The sequence below is a fragment of the Citrobacter amalonaticus genome (assembly GCF_018323885.1).
Taxonomy (GTDB): domain Bacteria; phylum Pseudomonadota; class Gammaproteobacteria; order Enterobacterales; family Enterobacteriaceae; genus Citrobacter_A; species Citrobacter_A amalonaticus.
On record NZ_AP024585.1, the window covers coordinates 1,009,655 to 1,023,868 of the forward strand.

Sequence of the window (14,214 nt, forward strand, 5' to 3'; positions counted from 1 at the left end):
CCCGGTGAAGCGTGTGGACTGACCCCATAAATCTGGACAGTTTATATTAAGCGGCCTTCAGAGCCTGGGCCCGGTACTCTACCGGACTCAGGCCTTTTAGTTTCAGGCTTATCCGCTCGTTGTTGTAGTAACGGATATAATCCTCTATCGCCTTCCTCAGTTCGCTGATATTGCTGAACTGACTCAGGTAAAAACACTCCGATTTCAGCGTCCCGAAGAAGTTTTCCATCACGGCATTATCCAGACAGTTTCCTTTTCGGGACATACTTTGCGTCATGCCCTGCGCCTTTAACTTTGCCTGATAGCCTGCCATCCGATATTGCCAGCCCTGATCTGTGTGCAGCAAGGGGGCGTCGTCTGGTCCGAGCTTTAAGAACGCATCCCGCAGCATGGTATTAACCATCTCCATCACCGGCCTTTCCGACAGGCTGTAGGAGATTATTTCCCGGTTAAAAAGATCGAGTACCGGCGACAGGTACAGCTTTTTACCCTGCAGCGAGAACTCTGTAACATCCGTAACCCATTTTTCATTGGCTTTTGATGCACTGAAGTTCCTGCTCAGGATATTGGGGGCTGCCTTGCCTGTTTCCCCCTTCCATGAGCGGTATTTCTTCGCCCTTATCAGAGACCGGAGCGACAGCTCTGTCATCAGCCGCTGCACGGTTTTATGGTTCACCAGCAGACCCTGCTTTCTCAGCGAAAGCGTGATCCTGCGGTAGCCATAACGGCCTTTGTGCCAGGCGTATATCTCACGGATTTTATCTTTCAGCCCGGCATGCCTGTCCACCTGCTTCAGGGCATTCATATTGTAATACCATGTACTGCGGGACATGCCTGCCGCGCGCAGGAGGTCTCGCAGAGCGTGCTTATGCCTCAGTTCACTGATTATCAGGGCTTGCTGCCGTTTTTTTCGCTCTGAACCAAGGCCTTCAACTTTTTTAGATAGGCATTCTCTGCCCGCAGGTAACGGAGTTCAGCCCGGAGTTCTTCGGGGGAGAGTTTTTCCAGTTCTTTATCTGTAGGGGATGGGGGGATTTTTTGTTTTGTCATTTTTCCAGGCCGCCCGCGTTGAATGTTTAGCAGTCCTTCCGCTCCGGCATCGTTGTACACGCAGACCCAGTGTCGGACAAGCGTTTCTGCAGAGAGATTAAACCGGGCAGCTGCTTCACGCATCGTCAGGTGGTCACGGATAACCGCCCGGACGACGACGAGTTTAAATTCAGCTGAATGATGTTTATTTTTCCCTGACAGCCCTTCCATACCGTGGAGTTGCCACGCCCTGACCCAGCGACGGACGGAAGTTCTTTCAACACCAAAACGGTCGGCTGTACGCTCTTCTCCGTCTTTTCCGGACAAATAATGATTAACCACAGCCAGTTTTGTTTCAGGGGAATATTTTGGCTTTGCCATAAAAAACTGCACCTTACTCAGTTGAGTGTCCAACTTTTGGGGTGCAGTCCACGTGCTTCTCCGGGCATTTTTATTTCCATTCCTTATACGCGATCCGCTTTTTTTCTGCGTCCAGGCTGCGATAATTAAGACAAGGCGCAATGCGGTAATGGCGCATTGCCGGGAGCAGAGGACTACATTATGGATTACGAATTTCTGCGCGATGTTACCGGTCGGGTTTTGGTGCGCATGTCCATGGGTCACGAAGTGGTCGGGCACTGGTTTAATGAAGAAGTGAAAGAAAACCTGGCCCTGCTGGACGAAGTGGAACAGGCGGCTCACGCGGCGAAAGGCAGCGAACGTTCCTGGCAACGGGCGGGGCATGAATATACGCTCTGGATGGACGGCGAAGAGGTGATGATCCGCGCCAACCAGCTGGAGTTTACCGGCGACGAAATGGAAGAAGGGATGAATTACTACGATGAAGAAAGCCTGTCGCTGTGCGGCGTCGAGGATTTCCTGCAGGTGGTAAACGCCTATCGGGAATTTCTGCGTCAATCCTGAATAATTTCAATCATCAGTGGAGCCGGGCTTCTGCGTCCGGCTTTTTTTTACCGAAAAATGATTGTTTGATTTTTATTAATCATTTTAAAACTGTGATCTGGCCCATTTGTGATCTAGAATTGATTAAATATAATCGTTGTGATTTTATTTAATCACAACACAACAACAGGCGGGAAGACCATGAACATCAAGAAGGCAATAGAACGCGTACCCGGCGGCATGATGGTCGTGCCATTGGTTATCGGTGCCATTATCAATACCTTTGCCCCGCAGGCGCTGGAGATCGGCGGATTTACTACCGCGCTGTTTAAAAACGGCGCCGCGCCGCTAATCGGTGCATTCCTGTTGTGCATGGGCGCAGGGATCAGCGTGAAGGCGGCACCTCAGGCTTTATTGCAGGGCGGTACGATTACCCTGACCAAACTGCTGATCGCCATTGCGCTCGGTCTTGGCGTTGAGCACCTGTTCGGGACTGAAGGGATCTTTGGCTTAAGCGGACTGGCGATTATTGCTGCCATGAGTAACTCGAATGGGGGGCTGTACGCGGCATTAGTCGGCGAGTTCGGTAACGAGCGTGACGTCGGCGCAATCTCTATTCTGTCTCTTAATGACGGTCCATTCTTTACCATGATCGCGCTGGGTGCTGCGGGAATGGCCAACATTCCGATCATGGCACTGGTGGCGGTCCTGGTCCCGCTGGTGGTTGGCATGATCCTCGGTAACCTCGATCACAACATGCGTGACTTCCTGACCAAAGGCGGACCGCTGTTGATCCCGTTCTTCGCCTTTGCGCTGGGGGCTGGCATCAACCTCGAAATGCTATTGCAGGGCGGTCTGGCGGGCATCCTGCTGGGGGTGTTAACCACGTTCGTCGGCGGCTTCTTTAACATCCGCGCAGACCGTCTGGTGGGCGGTACCGGGATTGCCGGAGCGGCGGCCTCCAGTACTGCCGGTAATGCCGTTGCAACGCCGCTGGCGATAGCCCAGGCTGACCCTTCGCTGGCGGAAGTCGCTGCTGCTGCCGCGCCATTGATTGCCGCCTCCGTGATCACCACCGCGATCCTGACGCCGATCCTGACCTCGTGGGTTGCCAAAAAACAGGCTCGTCAGGTTACTCAGGAGAATAAAGCATGAAAATGATCGTCATTGCCGATGATTTTACGGGCTCTAACGATACCGGCGTGCAACTGGCGAAAAAAGGCGCACGCACAGAGGTAATGCTCACCCCGACGCAGAAGCCTTCCCGTCGTGCTGATGTGCTGGTGATCAACACAGAGAGCCGGGCAATCCCGTCGGCGCAAGCCGCGCAGGCGGTACAACAAGCGTTAGCCCCCTGGTGTGAAGGGGAAACCGCGCCGCTGGTGTATAAAAAAATTGATTCTACGTTTCGTGGCAACGTCGGCGCCGAGGTGACGGCGGCGATGCGCGCCGCTAACCGGACGCTGGCCGTGATTGCGGCGGCGATCCCCGCCGCAGGGCGCACAACACGCGATGGACTGTGCCTGGTCAACGGAACGCCATTACTGGAGACCGAATTTGCCAGCGATCCCAAAACGCCGATTATCTCTTCGCGCATTGCGGAACTGGTCTCGTTGCAAAGTGACATTCCGGTGCATGAAGTGTCGCTCGACGATGTCCGTCGCGGACGACTGAGCGCGCTGTTAGCCGCTTTCGCTGCTGAAGGTGAGTGCATGGTGGTGGTGGATGCCGTTGAGGACCGTGATTTGTCGCTGATTGCGCATGCAATCTGTGAGCAGGAGACGCTGCCGTTACTGGTCGGCGCGGCTGGTCTCGCCAATGCCCTGCCGGTCCGCCTGTTTATGCAGGAAAAGCAAGCGTTGCCGGTGCTGGTCGTCGCGGGTTCGATGAGTGAAGCCACGCGACGTCAGGTAGACAAGGCGCTGTGTCAGGACCGGGCAAAGGTTGTCGATATCGATGCCTCACGACTGGCCTCTGCCGCTTTTGAACAGGAAATCGCGTCGGTGGTGGAGCAGGCCTGCGCGTTACTGAGCCGTCACCACCATACGATTTTACGTACCAGTCGTAGTGCGGACGACCGACAGATGATCGACACGCTGTGTGCCGGCGTCGGGATGAGCCGTCAGGCGCTTGGCGAACGGTTAAGCCAGCGTCTTGGAAACATCACGTTACGCATTATTGAGCAGGCGCGTATTGGCGGCCTGTTCCTGACCGGAGGGGATATTGCGACCGCCGTTGCCAGTGCGCTGGGGGCGGAAGGCTATCGCATTCAGAGCGAGGTTGCGCCGTGCATTCCGTGCGGAACGTTCGTGAACAGCGAGATTGACGATCTGCCGGTGATCACCAAAGCAGGAGGATTCGGCTCCGACAGTACCCTTTGTGATGCGCTTTATTTTATTGAGGAGATGTACAGTGGTAACTAAAACCGTCGCGATTACGATGGGCGATCCTGCGGGGATCGGCCCGGAAATTATTGTTAAAGCGCTCAGTGAAGATGAACTTAACGGCGCGCCGCTGGTGGTAGTGGGATGCCTGCAAACCCTGAAGCGGTTACAGGCCAACGGTCTGGCGGAGGGCGTGACGTTTCGCGCCATTACGCAGGTGGCGGACGCCCGCTTCGCGCCAGGCGTGATTCATGTGATCGATGAACCGCTGGCAGACCCGGAAGCGCTGGAGCCGGGTAAAGTGCAGGCTCAGGCAGGCGATCTGGCTTATCGCTGCGTAAAACGGGCAACGGAACTGGCGATGAAAGGTGATGTTCATGCTATCGCCACTGCGCCGTTGAACAAAGAAGCCCTGCATCTTGGCGGGCACCATTTCCCCGGACACACCGAGCTGCTGGCGACGCTGACGGAAAGCCGCGACTACGCGATGGTGCTTTACACCGATAAGCTGAAAGTCATTCACGTTTCCACCCATATCGCCCTGCGTAAGTTCCTCGATACCCTGAACGGTCAGCGCGTGGAGACTGTTATTAGTATCGCCGATACCTTCCTGAAGCGTGTGGGTTATGCGCAGCCGCGTATAGCCGTGGCGGGGGTGAATCCACATGCTGGTGAGAACGGGCTGTTTGGCGATGAGGAGATTCGCATCGTCGGTCCGGCGATTGAGAACATGAAGGCAAAGGGGATGGATGTTTACGGCCCATGCCCGCCGGACACTGTATTTTTGCAGGCGTATGAAGGTCACTATGACATGGTGGTGGCGATGTACCACGATCAGGGCCATATCCCGCTGAAGCTGCTGGGGTTCTATGACGGCGTCAACATCACTGCCGGTTTGCCGTTTATTCGCACCTCTGCCGATCACGGGACGGCATTTGATATCGCCTGGACGGGAAAAGCAAAATCTGAGAGCATGGCCGTATCGATTAAACTGGCAATGCAACTGGCATAATTTCCTGTTATGAAAGGACAACACCGTCTGGATCAGATTGTGGCGTATTTGAAAAATCATACGCTGGTGACCGTGGAACAACTGGTGGATGCCGTTGAGGCCTCTCCGGCAACGATCCGCCGCGATCTGATCAAACTGGATGAACAGGGGGTGATCAGTCGCAGCCACGGCGGTGTGGCGTTACGGCGTTTTGAAGCAGTGCAACCGACCACCAACGAGAAGCAACTGCGATCGCCCGCCGAAAAACGGGCGATTGCGCGTTATGCGGCCTCGATGGTGCATGCGGGCGATGCCGTGGTGCTTGATGCCGGAACCACGATGCTGGAGCTGGCAAAATGTTTAACCCATCTTCCCCTCAGAGTCATTACCGTTGATCTGCACATCGCCCTGTTTTTATCCGAGTTTCGCCAGATAGAGGTGACTATTGTCGGTGGGCGAATTGATGACAGCAGCCAGTCATGCATCGGCGAGTTTGGCCGCAAAATGCTGCGCAGCGTCTATCCTGATATCGCGTTTATGAGCTGTAATACCTGGAGTATGGAAAAGGGCGTGACCACGCCGACTGAGGACAAAGCGGGACTGAAGCAGGAAATTATCGCCAATGCGCAACGAAAAGTGCTACTGGCCGACAGCAGCAAATACGGCGCGCATTCGCTATTTAATGTGGCTTCTCTCAGTCGCTTTACCGACGTCATTACCGATGTTAATTTACCGCAAGCCGTACAGGCCGAACTGAAAGCGCAATCCGTCGCCCTGACGCTGGTACAGCCTGAGTAATTAACGTTGGGATAACCCCAGGAGATGAGTGATGGGTAATGAAATACCACTGAAATATTATGACATTGTGGATGAGTATTCGACGGAATCCGCAGAACCGGTTAACGCGTCGGAGCGTGATCCTCTTGCTCGCTATTTCCAGCTACTGATTGCTCGCTTAACAAATAACGAAGAGATCAGCGAAGAAGCGCAGCAGGAGATGGCGGTCGACGCTGGCGTTGACGCACAACGCATCGATGATATCGCAGAATTCCTGAATCGATGGGGAAATGAATAGTCTCGGATTCGGCTCAGGCACTCCGCAGAGTGCCTGAGCATTTTCTTACACGCTCGGGATATTGCGCCCGTAGTAAATCTCTCGCATCTCTTTCCACAGCGCAGCGGTAATCTCTTTACGCTCTGCGTCGGTCAAGTCTTCTGGTCGGGTATGGAACATGTAGTGCTTAAGGTCGAACTCTTTAAGCAACATTTTGGTATGGAAGATATTTTCCTGATACACGTTCACATCCACCATGTCATACAACGACTTCATATCCTCGGACATAAAGTTCTGAATGGAGTTAATCTCATGATCGATAAAGTGCTTCATCCCGTTGATATCACGGGTAAAGCCACGCACGCGATAATCGATGGTCACGATGTCGGATTCAAGCTGGTGGATCAAGTAATTCAGCGCCTTCAAGGGAGAAATCACACCGCAGGTTGAAACCTCAATATCGGCGCGGAAGGTGCATAATCCGCCTTCCGGGTGGCTTTCCGGATAGGTATGCACGCAAATATGGCTCTTATCAAGATGGGCGACCACCGTTTCCGGCAGCGGGCCGGGATGCTCGGTTTTATCAATCAACTGCGGATCGACAGGTTCTTCGCTCACCAGAATGGTGACGCTGGCACCCTGAGGTTCGTAATCCTGACGGGCAATATTCAGGATATTGGCGCCGATGATAGAGCAGGTTTCTGACAGAATTTCGGTCAGACGGTTGGCGTTGTAGAGTTCGTCGATATAGGCGATGTATCCGTCGCGCTCTTCGGCGGTTTTGGCATAGCAGATATCGTAAATACAAAAACTCAGACTTTTAGTCAGGTTGTTAAAGCCATGCAGTTTCAGTTTTTTCAATTTCTTATCTTCTCCTTAGGACGATGCTGTCGCCAGCGCGTCTTGCAGATACTGGGGTAAGGCAAACGCTGCCGTGTGGATTGCCGGGTTGTAATAGCGACACTTAAGGCCAGAGGTGTGAAAACGTGCCTGGATGATTTCAGTCGACAGGTGGCGCAACGCTTCATTATCGGTCGCCCACGCGAAAGTCATTATGCCGCCGTAGTAGGTGGGGATCGCCGCCTGGTAGAAGCCAACGTCGGCGAAGTAATGGCTGAGCTTACGGTGGCTGTCGAGGGCTTCATCCTGTTGCAGGAAGCAGACGCCGTTCTGCGCGACAAAGATCCCGCCCGGATTCAGGCAGCGTTTACAGCCTTCGTAGAATGCCGAGGTGAACAGACTCTCACCGGGACCGATCGGATCGGTGCAGTCGGAGATGATCACATCAAACGTGTTCTGTGTCTGGTTGACGTAATTCACACCGTCGTCGATCACCAGCGTAAAGCGCGGATCGTCATAGCTACCGGCGTTGTGGTTGGGCAGATACTGGCGGCAGAACGAGACAACGCCAGCATCGATTTCCACCATCGTGATGGTTTCAACGTTTTTGTGCCGGGTGACTTCGCGCAGCATCGCACCGTCGCCACCGCCGATAATCAGTACGTGTTTCGCGTGACCGTGAGCCATCAACGGAACGTGCGTCATCATCTCATGATAGATAAATTCATCGCGCTCGGTGGTCTGCACCACGCCGTCCAGCGCCATTACGCGACCAAAGGCGGCGTTTTCGAAGATGATGAGATCCTGATGCGCGGTCTTCTCGTGATAAAGAACGTTATCGACGGCAAAGTACTGCCCAAACTGGTCGTGTAGCGTTTCATGCCACTGTGGTTTTTCGGCCATAGGGTGATGCCTCCTTTGTTAACACCCGTAAAAAAAGGGCGCAACATCATAGCTAACAATGACCGTTGATGCACGGTCATTATTTCAGCAACAGGGACGGGAGGTTATTTAACGTAAGCCAGCAGGCTCAGGGAGTCGCGCGCCAGCGCTTTGCATTTTTTGGCGACAGGGATACCGATACCGCTGAGATCGCGATAGCTGTCTTCGCCGAGGGATTTCATATCGAAGGTGTCGTAATTGCTTAGGTCCCACTGGTTTTGCTGAGCAAAGAAGACCAGTGCGCGACGAATCTGCCCGTTGGGTAAATTCTGGTAGCCGCAGTCATTTTTCAGAAAGACAAAAACGGCCGTCAAATCGGCCATATCTTCGGCTTCAGATTCACTGAGCGCATAGCTGTTTGCGCATACGGCCATCAGGCTGCCGAACAACACGGTTCTGAAAAACGTCTTCATTGCTTCTACCACTGCATTACGGAAAGTCAACGTTAGCATACTGGAGGCGAAGCGACGACTTTTATTATCTATTAAGTGATATCCCTGGCTTGACCTTGCCGTAAGGGGAGGGTCTATGCTCAGAGATTAGCGTTATTTCGCCTGCAGCAAAATAAGGAAATAATTATGCAACGTCGTGATTTCTTAAAATATTCTGTGGCTCTGGGGCTGTCGTCAGCCTTACCGCTCTGGAGCCGCACCGTTTTTGCCGCCCAACGTCCCACGTTGCCCATTCCCGAGCTTCTCACCGCCGACGCACGTAACCAGATCTCGCTGATGGTGAAAGCGGGTCAGTCGACCTTTGCCGGAAAAACGGCAACCACCTGGGGCTATAACGGCAATCTGCTCGGGCCTGCGCTGAAGTTGCAAAAAGGCAAAGCGGTGACGGTGGATATCCGCAACCAGCTTCAGGAAGAGACCACACTGCACTGGCATGGGCTGGAGGTGCCGGGCGAGGTGGATGGCGGGCCGCAGGGGATTATCCCGGCGGGCGGAAAACGTACCGTTACGTTTACGCCGGATCAGCGAGCGGCGACCTGCTGGTTTCATCCCCATCAGCATGGGAAAACCGGGCATCAGGTGGCGATGGGCTTAGCGGGGCTGGTTCTGATTGAGGATGAAGAAATTCATAAGCTGCTGCTCCCGAAGCAGTGGGGAATCGACGATATCCCGGTCATCGTGCAGGACAAACGGTTTAACGCGGCCGGGCAGATTGATTATCAGCTTGATGTGATGACGGCTGCTGTAGGCTGGTTTGGCGATACGCTACTGACCAATGGCGCCATTTATCCTCAACATGCTGCGCCGCGCGGCTGGTTACGTCTGCGGTTGCTTAACGGTTGTAACGCCCGTTCACTCAATTTTGCCGCCAGCGATAAGCGTCCACTGTACGTCATTGCCAGCGACGGCGGGCTGCTGGCGGAACCGGTAAAAGTAAACGAACTGCCCATGCTGATGGGCGAGCGTTTTGAAGTACTGGTGGACATCAGTGACGGTAAACCGTTTGATTTGGTTACCCTGCCAGTCAGCCAGATGGGGATGGCGATTGCGCCGTTTGATAAGCCGCATCCGGTCATGCGTATTCAGCCGGTTGCCGTGAATGCCTCCGGTACGCTGCCGGACACCCTAAGTACCATGCCTGCGCTACCTGCGGTTGACGGTCTGACGGTGCGTAATCTGCAACTGTCGATGGATCCGATGCTCGACATGATGGGAATGCAGATGCTGATGAAAAAGTATGGCGATCAGGCGATGGCGGGCATGCATCACGGGCAGATGCAGGGGCATATGGGCAACATGCAGCATGGCGACATGGGCCATATGAACCACGGCGGTCAGTTTGATTTCCATAACGCGAATAAGATAAACGGCGTGGCGTTCGATATGAACAAGCCGATGTTCGCCGCCAGCAAAGGTCAATATGAACGCTGGGTCATCTCCGGGGTGGGCGATATGATGCTGCATCCGTTCCATATCCACGGTACGCAGTTCCGCATCCTGTCGGAGAACGGCCAGACGCCTGCGGCCCATCGTGCGGGCTGGAAAGATACCGTTCGGGTGGAAGGCAGCGTCAGCGAGGTGTTAGTGAAATTTGATCACATCGCGCCCAAAGAGCATGCCTATATGGCGCACTGTCATCTGCTGGAACATGAAGATACCGGCATGATGTTAGGCTTTACGGTATAAGCGACGGATAGCGATGTCGGTTTTCCCGGAATCGCCATCCATCAGTAATAAGAATAATACCACTCTCATCCTTAATTTCTGAAAATAGATTAAGGCCGTATTTTTATTCCTCTTTCGGGATATACTCGCGGAATCTGACCATCAAACCTGAGGTGAAAAATGGATATTTTCCGTAAAATTGTGGCGGCTTCTTTTGCTATGTTAGTGGCGATTTCTGCTCATGCCGAAATGGACATGGAGCGTAAACACTTTCCTGAACTGAAGTTAAGCATCGAAATTCCGCAAACGCTGACGCCTATGTCGGCGGAAATGGCGAAAATTAAATACCCGTCTGAGAATCGTCCACAGATCATTTATGGCGACGAGAGAGGTAAAGCCTCACTGGGCGTGACGGCGGGTCGCAACGCACTGCCTGCGGCGCAGCTGGATATGATGAAAGATGCGATGTTGAAAATGTTAGCTAACTACAAACCAGAGGCAGAAGCCGTTACGGTTGATGGGCATAAGGCATGGCTAGTGACTTTCCGCTCTCAGGCTGCGGATAGCGAAATTCTGAATCTGATGCTGATTACCAGTCTGGATAATAAAGCTGTGCAGGTTGCCTTTAATATGACGAAGGATTTAGTTGACCAGTATCAGGATGTCGCAAAAGCGTCATTAATGTCGCTTAAGTTTGACTAATTATTATCGCTAAATATCGATAAGCGCCCGCAAGTATTGCGGGCATTTTGCGTTAAAAAAAGACAGCGTGGGATTTCCACGCTGTTTCTGCTCAGAACAAAATGGTTTTATTTCGCGTCGTCAGGCAAGGCGTAAGCGACAATATAATCGCCCATCTTCGTACCAAACGAGCCGTGGCCTCCGGCTGAAATCACGACATACTGTTTACCGTTCACCTCATAGGTCATCGGTGTGGCTTGTCCACCGGCTGGCAGACGCCCCTGCCACAGTTTCTCACCGTTGCTCATGTTATAGGCGCGCAGGTAGTTATCCGCCGTGGCGGCAATAAACAACACGTTGCCCGCCGTTGAGATAGGACCGCCCAGCATTGGCATCCCCATATTGAACGGTACTGGAACCGGCATCGGGAACGGCATGCTGTCCTGCGGCGTGCCAATGCGTTTTTTCCAGACTACCTCATTGGTCTTCAGATCCAGCGCGGAGATATAACCCCAGGCCGGTTGCTTACATGGCAGACCAAACGGCGACAGGAATGGGTTCAGCGTGACGCCAAACGGCACGCCATATTGCGGCTGGATACCGGATTCGGTGCCTGTGCCTTTTGCATCTTTCGGCTGTTCCATCGGATTACCCGGACCGCGTGGGATCAGCTTCGAGACGAACGGCAGCGCCATCGGGTTGGCAATCGCCACCTGACGGTTCGGATCGACCGAGATACCACCCCATTCGAACATCCCGAGGTTACCCGGGAACACCAGCGTGCCCTGCTCAGACGGCGGAGTAAAGATGCCCTCATAGCGCATCTGGTGGAACATCACGCGGCACACCAGTTGATCGAACATGGTGGCGCCCCACATATCCGCTCCGGTCAGATCTTTTTTCGGGCGGAAACTCAGTTCAGAGAACGGCTGCGTTTTGCTGACGTAATCGCCTTTCGCGGCACCCTGCGGAACCGGTTTTTCCGGTGCCGGAACGACCAGTTCACCGTTACGGCGGTCGAGGACAAAGATGTTACCGGTTTTCGCTGGCGCGTAGATAACAGGGACTTTCTCACCGTTGACGGTGATATCCGCCAGCGTCGGCTGGGACGGCATGTCCATATCCCACAGATCGTGGTGAACGGTCTGATAGCTCCAGGCAAGTTTACCGGTGGTCGCGTTCAGCGCCACAATCGAGCTGGCGTAGCGTTCCTGCTCTGGCGTACGGTTACCCCCCCAGATATCCGGCGTAGTCACCCCCATCGGCAGATAGACCAGATCCAGTTTCGCGTCGTAGGCCGCCGGAGCCCAGGAGTTCGGCGAGTTAAAGGTAAAAGAGTGCTCATCGGAAGGGATTGCATTCGGGTCTTTCGCACCCGGATCGAACGCCCACAGCAGTTTACCGTTATTGACGTCAAAACCACGGATCACGCCCGAGGTTTCGCGCGTGGAGAAGTTATCCGTTACTGAACCAGCAATCACAATCGTTTTATCGGTGATGATTGGCGGCGATGTTGGCTCATACAGACCCGGCGTGGTGTCCGGCATGTTGGTCTGCAGATTCAGAATGCCTTTGTTGGCAAAGGTTTCGCACAGCTTGCCGGTTTCGGCGTTCACCGCAAACAGACGACCGTCGTTGACGGGCAGGATGATACGGCGCGGACAGTCGGCAACCACTTCCGGGGAAGCGTTATCGGCTTTCGCTTCATGGTACGACACGCCACGGCAGGTCACGTGCTGGAAGCTGGTGTTGGTATTGAGTTGCGGATCGAAATGCCACTTCTCTTTACCGGTAGCGGCATCCAGCGCGAACAGACGCTGATGGGCGGTACAAAGATACAGCGTATCGCCAACCTTAATCGGCGTCACTTCATTGGTGATTTCACCCGGATCGTTCGGCTGCTTCAGGTCACCGGTGCGAAACACCCACGCTTCTTTCAGGTTGTGGACGTTATCGGCGTTGATCTGTTTGAGCGGCGAGAAACGCTGGCCTTCCTGATTACGACCATACGCGGGCCAGTCGTTGTCCGAAATGGCGGAGATAGGTTCGGCTGGTGTGGCGTCGGCGCTCAGCGTGCCGTTGATCTCCTGCGGATCATGAAAGCCCGCCCAGGTGAGGAGCCCGCCGCTGATCAGCAGGGCCACCACCAGAGCGGCTACGGCACCGCGGGAAGGGACGATCAGGCGATGCCAGACGAACGGTAAAATCAGCCAGATGCCGAAGAAGACCAGAATATCGCTGCGCGGCGTCAGCGCCCAAAAGTCGAACCCGACCTCCCACACGCCCCAAATCAGGGTGGCGAGGAGCAGGGCGGCGTACAGCCAGAGTGCGGAACGTTTGCTGCGCCAGAGCAATACGGCAACGCCCAGCATCACCAGTCCCGCAATCGGGTAGTACCAGGAGCCGCCAATGGCGACCAGCCAGCCTCCGCCGATCAAAAGATAAAGCCCGCATAGCGCTGCAAAGAGGGCCGTTAGCGTCACGAGTAACCGTGGCGAACGTGCGTTGTTATCTGCCATAAAAATACACCATCTCAATTTGTTAATTTTTTAGTAGCAATTAATTATAGGATTTAACATGTGTGATCGTCATCACAAAATGAGCTTTATTAAGAGATGCCGCGAATAAATACTTTTACTGATATACTGCGTGCCTTGCGCTTAGATGCTGACTTATCAAGAGCAGGCATTAAGTGATTTGTTTTTAAATCATATGGTTAGAGATATGAAACATACTGTAGAAGTCATGATCCCCGAAGCGGAGATCAAAGCGCGTATCGCTGAACTGGGCCGTCAGATTACTGAGCGTTATAAAGACAGCGGCAGTGATATGGTGCTGGTGGGTCTGCTACGTGGCTCATTCATGTTTATGGCGGACCTGTGCCGTGAAGTGCAGGTATCTCATGAAGTCGATTTTATGACCGCCTCCAGCTACGGTAGCGGCATGTCCACCACCCGTGACGTCAAGATCCTCAAAGATCTCGATGAAGACATTCGCGGCAAGGACGTGCTGATTGTGGAAGACATTATCGACTCCGGTAACACGCTGTCGAAAGTGCGTGAAATCCTGAGCCTGCGTGAACCGAAATCTCTGGCGATTTGCACCCTGCTGGATAAACCCTCCCGCCGTGAAGTGAACGTTCCGGTCGAGTTCATCGGGTTCTCCATTCCGGATGAGTTCGTGGTGGGCTACGGTATTGATTATGCGCAGCGCTATCGTCATCTGCCGTATGTCGGCAAAGTGGTGTTGCTGGACGAATAAGCGTAAAAAAGC

At 53.8% G+C, this 14,214-nt stretch carries 14 protein-coding genes; 9 read left to right on the forward strand and 5 right to left on the reverse strand.

What is annotated here, in order from left to right; all coding sequences use genetic code 11:
• Positions 1 to 46: 46 nt before the first annotated feature.
• Positions 47 to 1,410, reverse strand: a protein-coding gene (locus KI228_RS04835) for an IS3 family transposase (RefSeq protein WP_099433379.1) whose coding sequence is annotated in 2 segments (ribosomal slippage) — positions 47 to 942 and positions 942 to 1,410 — 1,365 coding nt in all. Because the reading frame shifts where the segments join, the coding sequence is not laid out codon by codon here.
• A gap of 180 nt (positions 1,411 to 1,590) precedes the next feature.
• On the opposite strand from KI228_RS04835, the gene yacL reads away from it, so the two are divergent.
• From yacL to KI228_RS04865, 6 genes are all read left to right on the forward strand, one after another.
• A complete protein-coding gene (yacL, locus tag KI228_RS04840; RefSeq protein WP_061070518.1) occupies positions 1,591 to 1,953 on the forward strand; it encodes a protein YacL in 363 nt (120 codons plus the stop codon).
• Between the two features lie 180 nt (positions 1,954 to 2,133).
• Positions 2,134 to 3,087, forward strand: coding sequence for a 2-keto-3-deoxygluconate permease 1 (locus KI228_RS04845; protein WP_042997906.1), 954 nt, complete (start codon positions 2,134 to 2,136; stop codon positions 3,085 to 3,087).
• Entirely contained in the window at positions 3,084 to 4,355 is a 1,272-nt protein-coding gene (gene dtnK / locus KI228_RS04850) for a D-threonate kinase (protein WP_061070517.1), read from the forward strand. The genes KI228_RS04845 and dtnK overlap by 4 nt, the downstream gene beginning before the upstream one ends.
• Positions 4,345 to 5,328, forward strand: a complete 984-nt coding sequence (locus tag KI228_RS04855) for a D-threonate 4-phosphate dehydrogenase (protein WP_081097255.1) — start codon at positions 4,345 to 4,347, stop codon at positions 5,326 to 5,328. The genes dtnK and KI228_RS04855 overlap by 11 nt, the downstream gene beginning before the upstream one ends.
• A gap of 9 nt (positions 5,329 to 5,337) precedes the next feature.
• A complete protein-coding gene (locus KI228_RS04860) occupies positions 5,338 to 6,105 on the forward strand; it encodes a DeoR/GlpR family DNA-binding transcription regulator (RefSeq protein WP_042997903.1) in 768 nt (255 codons plus the stop codon).
• Between the two features lie 31 nt (positions 6,106 to 6,136).
• Positions 6,137 to 6,382 (forward strand): YmjA family protein, encoded by a 246-nt coding sequence (locus tag KI228_RS04865; RefSeq protein ID WP_061070515.1) that lies wholly within the window; start codon positions 6,137 to 6,139, stop codon positions 6,380 to 6,382.
• Between the two features lie 45 nt (positions 6,383 to 6,427).
• On the opposite strand, the gene speD is transcribed toward KI228_RS04865, so the two are convergent.
• The 3 genes from speD to KI228_RS04880 form a co-directional block, all read right to left on the reverse strand.
• Positions 6,428 to 7,222, reverse strand: a complete 795-nt coding sequence (speD, locus tag KI228_RS04870; protein ID WP_044255425.1) for an adenosylmethionine decarboxylase — start codon at positions 7,220 to 7,222, stop codon at positions 6,428 to 6,430.
• Positions 7,223 to 7,237: 15 nt separating this feature from the next.
• Positions 7,238 to 8,104, reverse strand: a complete 867-nt coding sequence (gene speE / locus KI228_RS04875; protein WP_044267433.1) for a polyamine aminopropyltransferase — start codon at positions 8,102 to 8,104, stop codon at positions 7,238 to 7,240.
• A gap of 104 nt (positions 8,105 to 8,208) precedes the next feature.
• Complete coding sequence (locus KI228_RS04880) at positions 8,209 to 8,556, reverse strand: YacC family pilotin-like protein (RefSeq protein WP_000846617.1); 348 nt, start codon at positions 8,554 to 8,556, stop codon at positions 8,209 to 8,211.
• Positions 8,557 to 8,721: 165 nt separating this feature from the next.
• Between KI228_RS04880 and cueO the strand changes: the two genes are divergently transcribed.
• On the forward strand, positions 8,722 to 10,281 hold the full coding sequence (cueO, locus tag KI228_RS04885; protein WP_061070514.1) for a multicopper oxidase CueO: 1,560 nt from the start codon (positions 8,722 to 8,724) through the stop codon (positions 10,279 to 10,281).
• Between the two features lie 159 nt (positions 10,282 to 10,440).
• Positions 10,441 to 10,962 (forward strand): hypothetical protein, encoded by a 522-nt coding sequence (locus tag KI228_RS04890; RefSeq protein ID WP_061070513.1) that lies wholly within the window; start codon positions 10,441 to 10,443, stop codon positions 10,960 to 10,962.
• 107 nt (positions 10,963 to 11,069) lie between these two features.
• Here KI228_RS04890 and KI228_RS04895 read toward each other — a convergent pair whose 3' ends face one another.
• Positions 11,070 to 13,460, reverse strand: a complete 2,391-nt coding sequence (locus KI228_RS04895; RefSeq protein WP_061070512.1) for a glucose/quinate/shikimate family membrane-bound PQQ-dependent dehydrogenase — start codon at positions 13,458 to 13,460, stop codon at positions 11,070 to 11,072.
• A gap of 205 nt (positions 13,461 to 13,665) precedes the next feature.
• Between KI228_RS04895 and hpt the strand changes: the two genes are divergently transcribed.
• Complete coding sequence (gene hpt / locus KI228_RS04900; protein ID WP_042997896.1) at positions 13,666 to 14,202, forward strand: hypoxanthine phosphoribosyltransferase; 537 nt, start codon at positions 13,666 to 13,668, stop codon at positions 14,200 to 14,202.
• Positions 14,203 to 14,214: the final 12 nt, after the last annotated feature.